The 16,211-nt window shown below is 31.1% G+C and carries 15 protein-coding genes, 5 pseudogenes and 1 riboswitch; of the genes and pseudogenes, 11 read left to right on the top strand and 9 right to left on the bottom strand.

All coding sequences use genetic code 11. The features are described from left to right. Nucleotides 1–302: 302 nt before the first annotated feature. Complete coding sequence (locus tag ABLV90_RS13050; protein WP_460872743.1) at nucleotides 303–536, bottom strand: hypothetical protein; 234 nt, start codon at nucleotides 534–536, stop codon at nucleotides 303–305. Between the two features lie 47 nt (nucleotides 537–583). Then, the gene (locus tag ABLV90_RS13045) at nucleotides 584–1,585 is read right to left on the bottom strand and encodes a glycosyltransferase family 2 protein (RefSeq protein ID WP_460872742.1); all 1,002 of its coding nucleotides are present in this window, start codon (nucleotides 1,583–1,585) and stop codon (nucleotides 584–586) included. 275 nt (nucleotides 1,586–1,860) lie between these two features. Here ABLV90_RS13045 and menE point away from each other — a divergent pair. Then, nucleotides 1,861–3,250, top strand: a pseudogene (gene menE / locus ABLV90_RS13040) (o-succinylbenzoate--CoA ligase). 13 nt (nucleotides 3,251–3,263) lie between these two features. Next, on the top strand, nucleotides 3,264–4,268 hold the full coding sequence (gene menC / locus ABLV90_RS13035) for an o-succinylbenzoate synthase (RefSeq protein ID WP_460872741.1): 1,005 nt from the start codon (nucleotides 3,264–3,266) through the stop codon (nucleotides 4,266–4,268). Here menC and yidD read toward each other — a convergent pair. Continuing rightward, the gene (gene yidD / locus ABLV90_RS13030; protein WP_002507269.1) at nucleotides 4,265–4,501 is read right to left on the bottom strand and encodes a membrane protein insertion efficiency factor YidD; all 237 of its coding nucleotides are present in this window, start codon (nucleotides 4,499–4,501) and stop codon (nucleotides 4,265–4,267) included. The genes menC and yidD overlap by 4 nt on opposite strands. Nucleotides 4,502–4,563: 62 nt before the next feature. On the opposite strand from yidD, the pseudogene ytkD reads away from it, so the two are divergent. Both ytkD and ABLV90_RS13020 read left to right on the top strand, forming a co-directional pair. Beyond that, nucleotides 4,564–5,041, top strand: a pseudogene (gene ytkD / locus ABLV90_RS13025) (RNA deprotection pyrophosphohydrolase). Next, a complete protein-coding gene (locus tag ABLV90_RS13020; RefSeq protein ID WP_460872740.1) occupies nucleotides 5,025–5,819 on the top strand; it encodes an alpha/beta hydrolase family protein in 795 nt (264 codons plus the stop codon). The pseudogene ytkD and the gene ABLV90_RS13020 overlap by 17 nt, the downstream one beginning before the upstream one ends. 51 nt (nucleotides 5,820–5,870) lie before the next feature. On the opposite strand, the pseudogene pckA reads toward ABLV90_RS13020, so the two are convergent. Beyond that, nucleotides 5,871–7,461: pseudogene (gene pckA / locus ABLV90_RS13015) on the bottom strand (phosphoenolpyruvate carboxykinase (ATP)). Between the two features lie 175 nt (nucleotides 7,462–7,636). After that, nucleotides 7,637–7,749, top strand: a riboswitch (SAM riboswitch). Between the two features lie 109 nt (nucleotides 7,750–7,858). Between pckA and metK the strand changes: the two are divergent. The 3 genes and pseudogenes from metK to ABLV90_RS13000 all read left to right on the top strand — a co-directional run bounded on the left by metK (nucleotide 7,859) and on the right by ABLV90_RS13000 (nucleotide 11,093). Further along, nucleotides 7,859–9,056: pseudogene (gene metK / locus ABLV90_RS13010) on the top strand (methionine adenosyltransferase). Between the two features lie 95 nt (nucleotides 9,057–9,151). Then, the gene (locus ABLV90_RS13005; RefSeq protein ID WP_460872739.1) at nucleotides 9,152–10,060 is read left to right on the top strand and encodes a nuclease-related domain-containing protein; all 909 of its coding nucleotides are present in this window, start codon (nucleotides 9,152–9,154) and stop codon (nucleotides 10,058–10,060) included. Between the two features lie 196 nt (nucleotides 10,061–10,256). Then, complete coding sequence (locus tag ABLV90_RS13000) at nucleotides 10,257–11,093, top strand: aldo/keto reductase (protein WP_460872738.1); 837 nt, start codon at nucleotides 10,257–10,259, stop codon at nucleotides 11,091–11,093. A gap of 199 nt (nucleotides 11,094–11,292) precedes the next feature. Here the strand turns inward: ABLV90_RS13000 and ABLV90_RS12995 are convergent, their stop codons facing one another. From ABLV90_RS12995 to ABLV90_RS12985, 3 genes are all read right to left on the bottom strand, one after another. Beyond that, nucleotides 11,293–11,649 (bottom strand): fluoride efflux transporter FluC, encoded by a 357-nt coding sequence (locus tag ABLV90_RS12995; protein WP_046465624.1) that lies wholly within the window; start codon nucleotides 11,647–11,649, stop codon nucleotides 11,293–11,295. After that, nucleotides 11,646–12,011, bottom strand: a complete 366-nt coding sequence (gene crcB / locus ABLV90_RS12990) for a fluoride efflux transporter CrcB (protein ID WP_427707025.1) — start codon at nucleotides 12,009–12,011, stop codon at nucleotides 11,646–11,648. Before crcB ends, ABLV90_RS12995 begins: the two co-directional genes overlap by 4 nt. 67 nt (nucleotides 12,012–12,078) lie before the next feature. Then, nucleotides 12,079–12,384, bottom strand: coding sequence for a hypothetical protein (locus tag ABLV90_RS12985; RefSeq protein ID WP_002507278.1), 306 nt, complete (start codon nucleotides 12,382–12,384; stop codon nucleotides 12,079–12,081). A 282-nt stretch (nucleotides 12,385–12,666) separates the two neighbouring features. On the opposite strand from ABLV90_RS12985, the pseudogene ABLV90_RS12980 reads away from it, so the two are divergent. From ABLV90_RS12980 to ABLV90_RS12970, 3 genes and pseudogenes are all read left to right on the top strand, one after another. After that, nucleotides 12,667–13,381: pseudogene (locus ABLV90_RS12980) on the top strand (transaldolase). Between the two features lie 184 nt (nucleotides 13,382–13,565). After that, nucleotides 13,566–14,201 carry a pentapeptide repeat-containing protein gene (locus tag ABLV90_RS12975; RefSeq protein ID WP_046465621.1) on the top strand — a complete coding sequence of 212 codons (636 nt, stop codon included), beginning with the start codon at nucleotides 13,566–13,568 and terminating at the stop codon, nucleotides 14,199–14,201. A 126-nt stretch (nucleotides 14,202–14,327) separates the two neighbouring features. After that, nucleotides 14,328–14,777 (top strand): hypothetical protein, encoded by a 450-nt coding sequence (locus ABLV90_RS12970; protein WP_427704205.1) that lies wholly within the window; start codon nucleotides 14,328–14,330, stop codon nucleotides 14,775–14,777. 10 nt (nucleotides 14,778–14,787) lie between these two features. On the opposite strand, the gene ABLV90_RS12965 is transcribed toward ABLV90_RS12970, so the two are convergent. Together ABLV90_RS12965 and ABLV90_RS12960 are read right to left on the bottom strand one after the other, a co-directional pair. Then, a complete protein-coding gene (locus tag ABLV90_RS12965) occupies nucleotides 14,788–15,210 on the bottom strand; it encodes a competence protein ComK (protein WP_427707916.1) in 423 nt (140 codons plus the stop codon). Between the two features lie 18 nt (nucleotides 15,211–15,228). Then, on the bottom strand, nucleotides 15,229–15,501 hold the full coding sequence (locus tag ABLV90_RS12960) for a LuxR C-terminal-related transcriptional regulator (protein ID WP_460872737.1): 273 nt from the start codon (nucleotides 15,499–15,501) through the stop codon (nucleotides 15,229–15,231). A 413-nt stretch (nucleotides 15,502–15,914) separates the two neighbouring features. On the opposite strand from ABLV90_RS12960, the gene ABLV90_RS12955 reads away from it, so the two are divergent. Then, a complete protein-coding gene (locus ABLV90_RS12955) occupies nucleotides 15,915–16,139 on the top strand; it encodes a hypothetical protein (protein ID WP_046465617.1) in 225 nt (74 codons plus the stop codon). Nucleotides 16,140–16,211: the final 72 nt, after the last annotated feature.

Raw genomic sequence — 16,211 nt, 5'->3', positions numbered from 1 at the left:
ACTATAAAATAAAAGAAAAAATAGTTTTTTGAGGGATTTTAGCGTGGAAAAATTTATATTTTTGAATATAAATAACTAAAAATGATAAATTAAACATATTTTCTATTTATGATATTCCAATTTTGAAAGCACATGTTTGTCTGCTTTTTTTATAATGTGACTCAGTTAATGTCGCCAATGGAAACTTCGATGTTCATATCAAACAATGCTATCACCCATGTAGTTAATTAAATTGTTGAAACAATTTTAGGAATAGAATACAATCACTTAAATGACTCGTTAACTTATCATCTTATAATGATTTAAAATCTACAAGATACACGGAGAAGAGGGGTATTATTAAAATTAAATTCTCCTTTTAAATCATGAATGTTTATATGACTTTTTAAATTGCTAATACTTGCTATTTTATACCCATTCATCATTAATATTGGTGTTTTATTTTTGTTCCATTTAACTGAAAATGTAATTTGCTCATAATTGGTGAATATCCATTCAATTTTTTCTTTGTTTAGTTTTAAATCTTCTTGCTTCAATGCTAAGTAATGTCTATTTTCATAATTAAAGTTTTCCAATTATATCTTTAACCACCTTTTAATATTTTATCTGCAGTCATCACAGCTAATAGGTTATTTTGTCGTATAGCCTCTAATTTTAAATTAAATATAGGTGTTACATATGTATCTGCGGTTCTGGGAACTTCATTTATAGTTTTTGATAAATAGTTAAGCCATTCTTTTTTCTCTCTATAACTCATTTTACTAATTGAAAAATGCTTATTCTGTCCATGTCTAAATAGTCTTGTCGTATACTTCGTCGCAAGTTTGTCACGGAGCACTCGCTTTTTGTATACTTTACTGCAATATATAGCGTTATAGATATTACTTATAGTAGAAAAATATTGTTTTGGTGTGCTTTTCTTAGTAGATAGATGATTTTTTTTCGAGAAATCATTCACAACAATGTAGTATTCATAATCAGTTTTAATAGAATAATTTTTTGAATTCATTAGGAATTCTATAGTGAAAAGTTGATCCTCTGCAGTTTTAGCATTTGTTTTAAAACGAATTTTATTTTTATGTATAATATTACTTTTAAACATCTTTAAAACTGATAATGCATAAAATAAACTGTTTTCTATAATATCTGCTCTTGGCACATTACCATTTTCAAACACTGCTTTCGGAACACCTCTACCTTTTCCTTCCACACCATACTTACCAATAATTAAATCACTATTATTTTCTTTCCCATATATGTAAAGGTCCTCTAACGCTCTTTCATGCAAGTAATCATCAGAATCTAAGAAGAAAATGTACTCCGAATTACTCATGCTTATGCCTTTGTTTCTTGGAGCACTTGCGCTTCCTGTATTTTTATTTAATCTTTTAAATTTTATTAAATGCTTATAATTAACCCAATATGCTTTAATAGTTTCAATGGTTTCAATATCGTTTGAATGATCATCTATAATTATTAATTCAAAATCTTTATGACTCATAGTTTGATTTAGAATTGAATCGATAGTACGAGAAATCATTTTTCCATTATTATATGTAGGCATAATGACACTAATCATTTTCATAAGAAATCACTCCTTTAAACTAAAATAGCAAAGTTAAATATGAGATGGAATAAAGTTTAGTAAAGTGTGAAAAATATAACGGTAAATGTAAAAAAACATATGTATGAAAATTCAAAAGCTATTTGAAATAATAACAAGCTTTAAAAATTAGAATGTGTGACTAAAAATTTAACTTATAAAACCTTTGCGTAGTCATAACATTAAAGTGAAGATTTGGACCATGTTAAATAATAATAAAAGCGTTATAATATAATATGAGATGGAGGAATGTAGGCGTGGAATTTTGGTTGAAAAAACAAGCAGAACTAAATGGTGAAAAGGTGTTTATAGATGATGGCACAAAGCAAATTTCATTTAATAAGACCTATCAATATGCTTCGAGATTAGCATATCAATTAAAACAATTAGATAAGCCAAGAATTGGATTATATATCGATAATTCGATAGCATCTGTCATTTTAATTAATGCAGCTGTGGCTAGCTGGAATTGAAATTGCTATGTTAAATACAAGGCTGACTAAGAAGGAAATGCTTGCACAAATGGCATCAATTGAGGTTGATACTGTGATAGCACGTGAGCCAATACAATTAGAAGGTATTCATATAGTTAATTTTGAAAACTTATGGACTTATTTGGATGATAAGCAATTTGAAGCTTCATTTTCAATAGAACGTATTGCATCAATTATGTTTACATCAGGGACAACAGGGCCTCAAAAAGCTGTGCCACAGACATTTAGCAATCATTATGCAAGTGCAAGTGGTTGTAAAGAAAGCCTTGGGTTTGATCAGAATACTAAATGGTTATCGGTATTGCCTATTTATCATATTTCAGGATTAAGCGTAGTATTAAGAGCATTAATTGAAGGCTTTACAGTTCGTATAGCATCTAAATTTAATTCTGTAACTATGTTAAATATTATAAAAGAAGAATTACCTACACATGTGTCACTCGTACCACAAACCTTAAAATGGTTAATGGATGAAGGGTTTAATCAACCTTATCATGTTCAAAAGATATTACTTGGTGGTGCGAAACTCTCTAGTGCTTTGATTGATCAAGCACTTCAAAGTAGATTGCCAATATATAATTCCTTCGGTATGACAGAAACGTGTTCACAGTTTTTAACTGCCTCACCAGAGATGTTAGCACATCGTTATGATACAGTAGGGAAACCGAGTGAAAATGTTGATGTAAAAATTAAAGCTCCAAATACGCAAGGTCATGGTGAATTGTTAATCAAAGGAGATAACGTTATGCAAGGTTATCTATATCCTGAAAATAAGCAAGATACTTTTGAAGCAGGCTATTTTAATACTGGTGACATTGCAGAAATAGATGACGAAGGTTATGTCATGGTTTATGATCGCAGAAAAGATTTAATAATCAGTGGTGGAGAAAATATCTATCCTTATCAAATTGAGTCAGTTGCTAAGAATTATTTTGGCATAGAAGATGCGATGTGTGTCGGCATAGAAGATGATACTTGGGGGGAAGTCCCATATTTATATTACGTTGCGAATATAACAATATCTGAGGCGCAATTATTAGAACATTTCAAACAAAATTTAGCAAAATATAAAATACCTAAGCACTTTGTACGTGTTGAATCATTACCCTATACATCAACAGGAAAGCTACAGAGAAACCGTTTGAAACTTTAAATTCGAGGTGGATATGAAATTACAAGCAGTGAAATTATACGAATATAATACTAGTTTTAAACATGCTATTGTGACGCCGAAAATTAAATTGAGTTGCCGGAAGGTATTAATTATTGAATTAATTACTGATACGGAGCAACATTATTTTGGTGAATGTAATGCTTTTGAGACGGATTGGTACTCACCAGAAACGATAGAAGTTGTACGTCGCCAAACTGAGAAATGGATTAAACAATACCAAAATGAAACGTTTAATCATTTTGGAGAGGCACAAGCAACATTAGGTTGTTTGATGGCATATCCAGCTACAAGAAGCATGCTAGTAATGGCTTTTTATCAAATGTTTTATGAAATGCATTCATTTAATGTTCCTTATGGCGCAACAGTCAGTGGTTTGACTGAAGGGAATTTAAAGCAACTTGTAGATACCCAACCACAACGTGTTAAAATAAAATGGTCACAGCATATACTACAAAATATTGAAATGTTAAAACAATTAGATTTTCAACCGGATATCGCAATAGATGCGAATGAATCTATTCAAGATAATGAGTCGCACAAGTTAAAACAACTGGCTAATAAATCATTACTCTATATCGAAGAACCTTTTAAATCGTTAGATAAACTAGAGGCTTTTACTAAGTCTGAACTACCACCAATCGCAATTGATGAAAAAGCATTATCTCAAGATCAAATTATGGAAATCATTGCTAATAATCCTATTGATGTAGTTGTGTTGAAACCATTTAGATTGGGTGGCGTAGATAAAGTATTAGAAATCATTAACGTATTAAAAGCAAAAGATATCAAAATTGTTATCGGTGGTATGTATGAATATGGATTAAGTAGATATTTCACCGCATTGTTAGCTCAATTTGCTGACTATCCAAGCGATATCACACCAGAAGGTTATTATTTTAAAAATGATATAGTAAATAATGCAGGCATATTAAAAGGAGATTCAATATATTTTGAACCTCCTGTTGTTAATACAGCACAATTAAAGCGCGTTTATTAATCTTTTTTCTTTTCTTTTTTCTTTAATGGTACTGGGTCAAAGCCACCTTTATGAAGTGGATGGCATTTCGAAATTCTTTTAACACCTAACCACGTACCTTTAAATGCACCATAGACTTGTATCGCTTCTCTCGTATATTCAGAGCAAGTTGGATAGAAGCGACATGTAGCAGGTGTCATTGGCGAAATGAAACGTTGATAAATACGTATAAGTCCTAGGAACAATGTTTTCATTATAATTTTGCCTCCAACAAATAACTTAGCATAGATAGTTTAACATAATTAAAGGGAGAAGGATGAACGTGAAGTTTAAAGATAGCGAAAATGATGATGTGTTTTTATCATATAAAAATGACGAAAATCATGCTGATGGTAACCATGTCTTGATTATACCTATATTTCAAGGAGAGTTGCTGTTTACCAATCATAAATTGAGAGGTATAGAGTTTCCTGGTGGCAAAAAAGAAATAGGAGAATCCAGTGAGGTAGCAAGCAGCTAGAGAATTATTTGAAGAAACAGGTGCAACGATAAAAAAGTGTAATTATATTGCGCAATATCGTGTAGAAAGACAAAATGGATTAAGCTTTACTAAAGATGTATTTATGGTTGTCGTTAAGGATGTAGCGCAACAAAACGACTATTTAGAAACAAATGGACCTTTATTTTATAATAATGTTTATGATATTCCAGAAGAACGTAAAAGCTATTTATTGAAAGATGCGACAATTTTACAATGTTTAGAGAGAGTGATGGAGCTTGGATTTTATTCATAGAAAACGTATGCCAGTTGAATCATCAACACATTTTTTTGAAGAAGTCACATATCGTGTCGATGCGTTAAAAGTGCGTGGCCTCTTAATGGCACCTAAAGCTAATGTTGAAAGAATTGTAATTTATTTACGAGGTGGAAAAGGGCAAGTAGGTATGGTACGTACAGGACGTTTAATGCAATTTGCAGACGATCATACATTAGTTTTCGGTCCATATTATCGAGGGAATAATGGCAGTGAAGGAAAAGATGCATTTTACGGTGAGGATTTAAACGACGTTACTGTTGCTATTAGAATGTTAAACCAAATGTATCCAGAGGCACATATTCACATGATTGGATTTTCTAGAGGTGGTCTACAAGGATTATTAACATTTCAAGATTTACCAATATCTAGTTATATAATTTGGGGTGGCGTCTCTGATATATATTTAATGTATGAAGAGCGTGTAGACTTAAGAGGAATGCTTAAACGTATGATTGGTCATCCTAAAAAGAATGCTGAAGCGTATAGGCAACGAGATGCAGTTTCTCAAATTACTGAGGATAGCCCACCAATTTTAATAGTTCACGGTGGAAAAGATCATCAAGTTGGTATTCATCAAGCGTATTATTTAGCGGAACAATTAAATCGTATAGGTATGACTTATCGTACATTTTATCAAATGGAAGAAGGACATATTCCTAGACCTTTTGCATTAAAATCTACATTGTCGACCATCAAACAATGGATGACAGATGTTGAAGTCCAAGATATTAAACAAAATTATAATGAAAAATAAAAGACATGAACTACAATGCTTTCGTAGTTCATGCCTTTTTATTTATTTAACTTATTTGAAACCGCCATTGTTAGCTAAATCTTCTACTTCTGTACCAAATTTTTCGAAATTATGTTTAAAACGGTTAATTAAATCTTGGGCTTGCTCTCTATATGCTTCTGGCTTACTCCAAGCATTAATAGGGTTTAATAATGTCTGTGGTACACCTTCAATTTCTACTGGGATATCTAATCCGAACATATCATCTTTCATATATTCAATTTCACTTAATTGCCCAGTAATAGCTTGGTTTACCATTTGTCTTGTATAGTTAAGGCTAATGCGACGTCCGAGCCCATATTGGCCACCAGTCCAACCTGTATTAACTAGATAAACATCTACACCATGTTTATCAATTAAATTTCCTAATAAATCTGCATATACTTTTGCGTTGAGAGGTAAGAATGGTGAACCGAAACAAGTTGAAAATGATGGTTCTGGCTCTGTGACACCACGTTCTGTACCAGCTAATTTAGCTGTGAAACCACTAAGGAAATGGTACATCGCTTGATCTTTAGATAGTTTAGAAATAGGTGGTAATACACCAAAAGCATCAGCAGTTAAGAAAATAATTGTATTCGGATGTGTCGCTTTAGATGGTGTCACGATATTATCGATATGATCAATTGGGTAGGCAGCTCTAGTGTTTTCAGTGTAGTAGTTATCATCGAAGTCTACATCACCATCTTCATCGACAACTACGTTTTCTAAAATAGTACCATATTTAATTGCGTCGTAAATTTGCGGTTCCTTTTTATATGAAAGGTTAATTGCTTTAGCATAGCGACCACCTTCAATATTGAAAATGCCGTTTTCATTCCAACCATGCTCATCATCACCAATCAGTTTGCGTGTTGGGTCAGCAGAAAGTGTTGTTTTACCTGTACCGGATAAACCGAAGAACAATGCTACATCACCTTTATCGCCAACGTTAGCCGAACAGTGCATGCTCATGATTTTATCTTTAGGGAGTAAGTAGTTCATTACTGAGAAAATTCCTTTTTTCATTTCTCCAAGCATATTCAGTGCCACCAATCAATATCACTTTATGTTTGAAAGAGGTAATTATAAATGTTTCGGAGTTTGTGCCATCAACTTCAGGAACTGCTTTAAAAGAAGGTGCTGAAACAATAGTGAAATCTGATTTGATTTCGCTAGCTTCTTCTTTAGTACTTGGGCGAATGAACATATTTTGTGCGAATAAATTATGCCAAGCTAACTCATTAATGACAGTGAGTTTTAATTGTGAATCTTCATCACTACCTGCATAACCATTAAATACATAAAGTTCATCTTTTTTGTTTAAATGGGCTAAAACTTTATCATACAAATTTAAGAACGTTTCTTCTTCGATAGGTTGATTTATGTTTCCCCAATCGATGTCATCTCTATAAGATGGTTCATTTACAATAAACTTATCTTTTGGAGAACGACCTGTGTATTTACCTGTTTTAGCGTTAATTGCTCCAAGTTCAGTCAATGCACCTTCATCATTATTTAAAATTTTGTTATACAACTGTGTTGTAGATAGTTGAAATAATGATGATGGTTTCTCTAATATACTTTCAATCTTGCTTGTGTATGTGTATGTATCTACCGCCATACTAATCCCTCCAACGCTATTTAGTTAATGTAAGCCTTTACAATTAAAGAGTATAACACATATGAATTAATAGTCCACATCATATTAAAAGGAATTTTAGAAATTTTAAATAAATATTAATAATTGTTAAATTGACAATATATCATAGATTAGGTACTATAGGACTTAACGGATTCTCTTATCCTGAGTGGCGGAGGGACATGGACCCAATGAAGCCCGACAACCTCTTCTTAATACGAAGAAAGGTGCCAAACCGTTTGCAGACATATATCGTCTGAACGATAAGAGCGAATGGACGTATAAGGGCCTTCTCTCTATTTAATATAGTGATGAAGGCCTTTTTTAATGAGCTCAACAGAGAGAGAATTTTCGTAATTTAAAACTAAAGGAGCAAATTATGACATACAATAGAAGATTATTCACTTCAGAATCTGTAACAGAAGGGCACCCGGACAAAATAGCGGATCAAGTATCTGATGCAATATTAGATGAGATTTTAAAAGACGATCCTAATGCAAGGGTCGCTTGTGAAACTACGGTAACTACTGGTATGGCGTTAATTTCAGGTGAAATATCTACAACAACTTACGTTGATATTCCAAAAGTAGTAAGAGAAACAATTAAAGAGATTGGTTACACACGTGCAAAATATGGGTATGACAGTCAAACCATGGCCGTATTAACTGCAATTGATGAGCAATCTCCTGACATCGCGCAAGGTGTTGACACAGCATTAGAGTATCGTGAAGATGCATCAGAAGAAGAAATTGAAGCAACTGGTGCTGGTGATCAAGGCTTAATGTTTGGTTATGCTACAAATGAAACGGATACGTATATGCCTTTACCAATCTTCTTATCACATCAACTTGCTAAGAAATTATCTGATGTACGAAAAGATGAAATATTAAAATATTTACGCCCAGATGGGAAAGTACAAGTAACGGTTGAATATGATGAACAGGATAAGCCGCAACGTATAGACACTATCGTTGTTTCTACGCAACATGCAGAAGATACTGAATTGCAACAAATACAAGATGACATTAAAGCGCACGTTATTTATCCAACAGTGCCTGAACATCTATTAGATGAAGATACTAAGTTTTATATTAATCCTACTGGTCGTTTTGTGATTGGTGGTCCTCAAGGAGATGCTCGGACTTACTGGTCGTAAAATTATTGTAGACACATATGGTGGTTATGCACGTCATGGTGGCGGTTGTTTCAGTGGTAAGGACCCAACAAAAGTTGACCGTTCTGCTGCTTATGCCGCACGTTATGTAGCTAAAAATATTGTTGCGGCTAAATTAGCAGACAAATGTGAAGTACAATTAGCATATGCAATTGGTGTTGCTGAACCAGTTTCAATTTCTATTGATACATTTGGAACAAGTAGCGTAAGTGAAGATGAGTTAGTAGAAGCTGTACGCACGCATTTTGACTTAAGACCTGCCGGCATTATTAAAATGTTAGATTTAAAACATCCAATCTATAAACAAACAGCTGCCTATGGTCATTTTGGCCGTACAGATATCTTATTACCATGGGAAAAATTAGATAAAGTAAACCTATTAAAAGATTCTGTAGAAGCATAAAAAACTAAAATTTAATTTTCTGGACTTTTCTATCGAATGATGAGCTATTATCTATTATAATTAAGTTACTGAACACATAAAGGAGCGTTTTTGTTATGAATTCATTAGGGCCAATAGAAATTGGTTTAATCGTGGCAATCATCGTAGCAGTCATTTGTTTGATATTATTTATGCTTGCTTTAAAAAGTAAAAAGAAAGCGCAAAAAAACGCTGAAGAGCAGTATAAATCTAGAGAACAAAAATTAAGCGATGAGCATGAAGAAGAGTTGGAAAAGGAAAGAATAGAAAATAAAAAAACTGTAACGAAGCAAAAGGAAGAATATGCGACTACAGTTAGTTCTAAAGATAGAGAAATTGATGCTTTAAAATTATTTTCTAAGAATCATAGTGAATATGTAACTGACATGAGATTGATTGGTATCCGTGAACGTCTTGTAAATGAAAAAAGAATACGTCCTGAAGATATGCACATTATGGCTAATATATTTTTACCTAGAAATGAATTTAGCGATGTTCAACGTATCAGTCATTTAGTACTGACACGTACTGGTTTATACATCATAGATTCTCAATTATTGAAAGGGCATGTTTATAATGGTGTTAGTGCAGCCCAATTCAAAGAACAACCAATGATGGAGCAGGTATTTAATACTTTAGATCTTGATAAGCATACACCACAAACACTTGTGTTAGATCAGAATGAAGATACGCAATCATTATCGTTTGTAAATTATACATCGCACTTAAATGAAATAGAAAAACTTGCCGGTGATATCCAAACAGAACTCAATTTAAAATTCACACCAACTACTATTTTATACTTCAATCCTAAAAATGAAGGTGCTGTAACAATTTCAAATTATGCACAAAGTTCAAATACTAAAGTGCTAGTGGGTGCAGAGCAACTTGATGAGTTCTTTAATAAATTTGTATTCCACGGTCGAATTCAATACAATGTTGAAGATTTACAACGTGTTATGGATGAAATAGAAACATTTAATTAATGTGAAATACTTAATTTTAACAAAGATAGGTAGCCATATAGGTTATCTATCTTTTTTTGTTGAATTTTTAAATGCCTGAACAATGTATTTTAATTATTAATTCGAGATAATTTGGTAAATTAAAGTCCTTTTAATTTATAATTTAAAGAAAATTGATTAATATAATAGTTATCTAAATAGAAAAGGGGATTTTAATTTGGAACATGTAACTTTTTATAATGGCAATGAAATGCCAATTGTTGGTTTAGGTACGTTTCGTGTCGAAAACAGTAACGAATGTAAAGCATCAGTAAAACATGCGATAGAAAATGGTTACACACATATAGATACGGCAATGGTATATGATAACGAAGAAAAAGTAGGGGAAGGTATCGCAGAAGGTTTAGTAGCTACAGGTAAGCAAAGAAGTGATTTGTTTATCACATCTAAATTATGGTTAGCAGATTATGGCCGTGAAAACGTTGCAGATGCTTATGAAACGAGTTTAAATAAACTTGGATTAGATTACCTAGATTTGTATCTCATGCATTGGCCAGGTACAGATGAAGCTTTAATGATAGATACTTGGCAAGGTATGGAAGATTTATACAAAAATGACAGAGTGAAAAACATTGGTGTAAGTAATTTTAAAACAGAGCATTTTGAAGCGTTGTTAGCCCAAGTTTCTATTAAACCTGTGATTAACCAAGTTGAATTCCATCCATATTTATTGCAAGAATCATTAAGCAGATATTTAGAAGTACAAAATATTCACATGGAATCATGGTCACCACTCATGAATGCGCAAATTTTAGAAGATGATACTGTAAAAAGTGTTGCATCTGAAGTAGGGAAATCACCAAGACAAGTGATTATTCGTTGGAACATAGAACATGGTGTTGTAGTAATACCTAAATCAGTAACGCCTTCTAGAATAGAAGAAAATTTAAATGTATTTGATTTCCAATTAACATCAGCACAAATTGAGAAATTAGATAAACTCAACGAAGATAGAAGAATTGGACCAGATCCATCTGAATATAGTGGGCACTAGTATGAAAAGAAGAGAGTGAGTTACAAATACGCACTTCTTAAATAGAAAAGGACCAATCTATTTGTTTTTTCAAATAGATTGGTCCCTTTTAAGTCTTTTTATAGTTAAGCCGTATGTTTAACTATTTTTATAATAAGGATGGTGATTGAAGTTATTAATACCTATTGTATTTATATGCATCTGAATTTCAATTAATCGGCTAAATCATGATGTATCCTAATAAACAGGATAAAAATGAAACGCCATATTGCAGTAAAGAATAAATTAAAAAGTTAAAAATGTTCTTTTCGGATGTTAGTAATTTGACTAACTCTGAAGATAAAGTAGAAAATGTAGTTAATCCACCGAGAACGCCGACAACTACAAAGGGATGGACCCAATCTATATTTAATGTCATACCCATCAATAAACCAATTATTAAACTGCCTAATATATTAACAATTGGCGTTGCAATAGGTAGCTTACTATTAAATCTACTTGTACAAACGTTAGTAATAAATCCTCTGATTACAGCTCCGAGACCGCCACCTAACATAACTAACAGTAATTGTGTCATGATATACGAGCCCCCATTTTCACACCAAGATAACAGACAAGTATACCTATAATATAACTACTTAAAGCGTATAAAATCATTAATAAATATGCTTGTTGTTCTAAAAACGAAACAAGCTCAAATTGAAAAGTAGAAAAAGTAGTGAGTGCACCTAAAAATCCAGTAGTTATACCTTTTTTAAGTAATGGATTATTTCTAAAATACTTTATAGTCATCGTTCCAATAAGTCCCATTAAGAAAGCGCCAACAACATTAGCAATAAATGTGTCTGCCGGAAATTCAGTAGTTTGATTGATGAATGTTAATAGATATCTTAGTAAAGCACCAATCGCGCCGCCTATAAAAATATATAAGTATTGCATTGTTTTTATTCTTCCTCTCGACAAAAAATAAAAAACTACAAAAGTATTATAACTTTTGTAGCATTAATTAGAAAATAATACCAAACGTTGATAGTGAAGCAACGATATGGATGATAAGCACTACTAATATCACATAAGGTAATATTTTACTTGCTTTTCTAACCCATCCAGAATTTTCATGTAAGTGTTTAATTGATTTATCTGCTAAAATAATTGAAATTATTAAAATTATAGCGTTAATAATACTACAAACAAAAATTAATTTGATCATTGAACTAAAATGCATAGTAATTAGAGGATTTCTAGTATTAAAATACAAGCTAATAATAACCAATAAACTAGATAAATAAAAATAAAGTTTTGAACGTGCCATATTTACCTCCTAGTACAATTCATTAAATAATAATACCATAGATTTACAAAAATTTAACTAATTTGTAAATTTAGAATATATATATATTTAGATTTATAGTAAAACATAACAATATAGAGCTTGAAGTAGCTTAATGTTTCTTTTTACTCTAAAGATTTTGACAATTTAAGCAAAAAATTAGAATTTAGTGATTAATGGTGGTATAAATGAGTTGTATGGTTAATAACCGTTATAAGAATAATTCTTTATTGAATTATTTATTTAAGTCAGGAGGAATTAGTAATGGCAAAATTAAATGTTGAAGTGTTTGCAGATGGTGCAGATATTGAAGAAATGAAAACAGCTTATAAAAATAAACAAGTAGATGGTTTTACTACTAACCCTAGTTTAATGGCAAAAGCAGGTGTAACAGATTATAAAGCTTTCGCAGAAGAAGCTGTTCGTGAAATTCCTGATGCTTCTATTTCATTCGAAGTATTCGCAGATGATTTAGAAACAATGGAAAAAGAAGCTGAAATTTTGAAACAATATGGTGAAAACGTATTTGTTAAAATTCCAGTCGTAAACACAAAAGGTGAATCAACTATTTCTCTAATTAAAAAATTATCAGCAGACAATGTACGTTTAAATGTAACTGCTGTTTATACTTTAGATCAAGTTAAAGAAATTACAGAAGCTGTAACAGAAGGTGTTCCAACATATGTATCAGTATTTGCTGGTCGTATTGCTGATACTGGTGTAGATCCAGTTCCAATGATGAAAGATGCAAGCAGAAGTAACACATAGTAAAAAAGGCGTTAAATTACTTTGGGCAAGCTGTCGTGAAGTAATCAATGTAATCCAAGCGGATGAAGTTGGCGCAGATATCATTACATGTCCTGCAGACGTTGTTAAAAAAGTAAATAACAACCTTGGCCGTGATATTAACGAATTATCAGTTGATACAGTACAAGGATTTGCTAAAGATATTCAAAGTTCAGGATTATCTATTCTTTAATAGAAGATTAAGAAATTTAAATTTCAAATAATAATAAGCTGAGGCAATTCATTCTAAATGAGTTGTCTCAGCTTTTATATTGAGCATAAGTATAGGATGCTAGATATCTGTTATACTGTTGAAGTTCTTAAAATATATATACTTGTTCGATTAAACATGAATGATATAGAGGGGAAGATGATTTATGAAAATACAACAACCCAAAATCAGCGCAAATTTAGAACTTAAAGAATTAGAAGAAATTTTTCAAGATGAAGATGATATAGTTGAAGTTGCGGAAATACAAAATGCTAATTTAAGTAATAAAGTTTTACAAAGATTTGTAGTTTATGGTTCATATATCAAGGATTGTGATTTTTCTAACTCTGATTTAGGTCGCGCTGATTTTACAGATGTTATTTTTGAAAATTGCGATTTCTCGAATACGAAAATGGATCATGGTTCCATACATAGAGTGACATTTAAAAATTGTCGTATGACCGGAACTTTATTTAACTATATGAGGTTTGGAAATACAGTGTTTGATGAAGTGAAAGCTGATTTTATAAGTGTTGTGGACTCTAAGATAGAAGCACTGATGACACAAAAAAGTAACTTTGAAAATGCTGAATTTCATAATTCAAATTTGAAAAAGGTTGTTTTTGACAATAGTAATTTAGAGCATTTATCAATTTACCAAACCCCATTAAAAGATTGTGATTTGAGCCAATCTTATTTTGAGTCATTTGTGGTTAATAAAGAAGACTTATTAGGTTGCAAAGTTTCTAGAAATCAAGCTGTACAATTTGCAGCATTAATGGGCTTAGTTATCGTAGATTAGATGAAATAAAAATCGATAAAATTAAAGTTAATACAAATATTATAAAATTTAATTGAATAACTTAGATAATTGATTTATTATTTAATGAGTATAGTGTACTGTGAAAGTTCTAAAGGAGAAACATTTATGAAACTAGATATCTTTAAACAAAAAGTTAAAAAGCAATTATGGTTTTTAAATAAAAAAGAAAAAAGTCAATTGAATGAAGTATTAGAGGAAGTTACTAAGTCTAGTGATGGACAAAATTTTAATCGTCCTATTGCATTTTCAAATCAATTTTTAAAGGAATATGTCTTTAAAGAGAAAGTTGTATCATCAACACAATTATTTGCATTGCTTATAGGTATTTTAATCACATATATCGTGCTCTTAGGTTTGTTTTTATTTGGTTTTTTGACAAGTCTATCATCTGTGCAATACTTTATTAAACCTGAAGTGCAATTATCTACAACCACTGTTATTTTGACCTTGATTGGCTCAATATTACTATTAATCGTTAGTTTATATTTGATTAAAATGGTAACTGCTTATTTTACGAAAAAATTATTAGAATATAAGCATAATAAAGCACTATAGTTGAATCGTGTTAAGTTAAATGGTGAGAAAGTGTTAAACTTTCTTGCCATTTTTTATGAATAAATACATAGGAAGCATTAACTGTAATATAGGTAGCATTTTCAAAATATATAATTGTTTGTGTTCCTTTTGACTTTAATCCAGTGATTGGGATTGCGTTAATATAATATTGTATTGGTGAGCGCTGTGGTTTTACTGGAAATAATGTTATATCGCTATTAATAAATATTGGAACGATCTTGCGTATTTTTAGTAATTGTTTGGCTTGTTTCGTCTGAAGTGTTAAAGATAAATGTCGTGATTCTAAAAAATAATTTAACGTGAGATTAATTGTAGTAGGGTAAGTGAATTGGTGCGTAGTATATTGGCATATTGTTAATATTTCTGGTCCAAGAACTGTTTTGAAATAAAGCAATTGAGTAAGTGGCGTCATATCATATTCACCTCAATCTTAGGTATAAAATTTCAAATGTTTTTGTTGAATTCGTTTTTGATAGTTTTTTAAAGTTGAGACAGAACAATTTAGAAGTTTTGCAATTTCATATTGTTTAAGTCCTGCAAATTTTAATCGTAACCATTGTTGCTCTTTATCAGTCAATAATGATAAAAATTGTTGGAAAACTAGCATACTGTCATAATCATCATTATATAAAGAAGCTTTAACTTCTTGTTCTATAGGATCAACTAGTAGTAGTGGTTGGTGTTTGCGGAAAAGGTCTATCAAATAGAAATTTAATCGTGAATATAAGAAGGTGTTTAATGAGCTCGCTTTTTTGTGAATTGTAGATTTTGCTTAGCTCCCACATTTTAATTAAGAGGAGTTGAGCATATTCATCATAATTGTACTTAATATTGTACTTTTTTAATAGATAATGAATAATATGTTTGTACTTTTTATAAACTTCTTCAAAGGTCATTCATTCTCTCCATTGTCGTATATACAACATATATTTCCGGATGTTATTATTTTATTATAAGAAATAGTAATTTTCATTTGCCAAATAGGGATAATAGGTGTTAAATAGTAGTCATAAGATAGATAAATTTTAAGTTTTATAACATTAGCGCGTATTCAACTTAAAGATATAACACTTTAGAGGTATATTATTATCTTCGGACAATTATCAGGAGGTTTATATGGATTACGCATATTTAAATTTAGAACATTTTTTTGCAAGGCATGATGATTTGGATACGATTAAAGATAAATCAGATTTTGTTATGATAAACAACATGGCAAAAGAAATGATGTATCGAGATGGGGAAATAGAAGGTACGATTGATTTAAATCGTTATTTTTATAAAAATAGATCACAAGCCGCAAGCTTTATTATAATGGATTATTATAAAAGTCAAGAGTAATGAAATTAAAATTTCATTACTTTTTTTATGAATATGTAACAACGTTCATATTAAATTGTCTGTTCAAGTAAT

The sequence above is a fragment of the Staphylococcus sp. 2S1 genome, from assembly GCF_046721335.1.
Lineage (GTDB): Bacteria > Bacillota > Bacilli > Staphylococcales > Staphylococcaceae > Staphylococcus > Staphylococcus equorum_A.
The sequence above is the reverse complement of the archived record's forward strand: the minus strand, read 5'-3'. Positions and strand labels throughout refer to the sequence as shown.

Bases quoted from the DNA above. Each gene is read 5' to 3' on its own strand.
- ABLV90_RS13045 (WP_460872742.1), bottom strand. From the start codon at position 1,585: ATGAAAATGATTAGTGTCATTATGCCTACATATAATAATGGAAAAATG.
- menC (WP_460872741.1), top strand. From the start codon at position 3,264: ATGAAATTACAAGCAGTGAAATTATACGAATATAATACTAGTTTTAAA.
- yidD (WP_002507269.1), bottom strand. From the start codon at position 4,501: ATGAAAACATTGTTCCTAGGACTTATACGTATTTATCAACGTTTCATT.
- ABLV90_RS13005 (WP_460872739.1), top strand. From the start codon at position 9,152: ATGAATTCATTAGGGCCAATAGAAATTGGTTTAATCGTGGCAATCATC.
- ABLV90_RS12995 (WP_046465624.1), bottom strand. From the start codon at position 11,649: ATGACACAATTACTGTTAGTTATGTTAGGTGGCGGTCTCGGAGCTGTA.
- crcB (WP_427707025.1), bottom strand. From the start codon at position 12,011: ATGCAATACTTATATATTTTTATAGGCGGCGCGATTGGTGCTTTACTA.
- ABLV90_RS12985 (WP_002507278.1), bottom strand. From the start codon at position 12,384: ATGGCACGTTCAAAACTTTATTTTTATTTATCTAGTTTATTGGTTATT.
- ABLV90_RS12975 (WP_046465621.1), top strand. From the start codon at position 13,566: ATGAAAATACAACAACCCAAAATCAGCGCAAATTTAGAACTTAAAGAA.
- ABLV90_RS12970 (WP_427704205.1), top strand. From the start codon at position 14,328: ATGAAACTAGATATCTTTAAACAAAAAGTTAAAAAGCAATTATGGTTT.
- ABLV90_RS12965 (WP_427707916.1), bottom strand. From the start codon at position 15,210: ATGACGCCACTTACTCAATTGCTTTATTTCAAAACAGTTCTTGGACCA.
- ABLV90_RS12955 (WP_046465617.1), top strand. From the start codon at position 15,915: ATGGATTACGCATATTTAAATTTAGAACATTTTTTTGCAAGGCATGAT.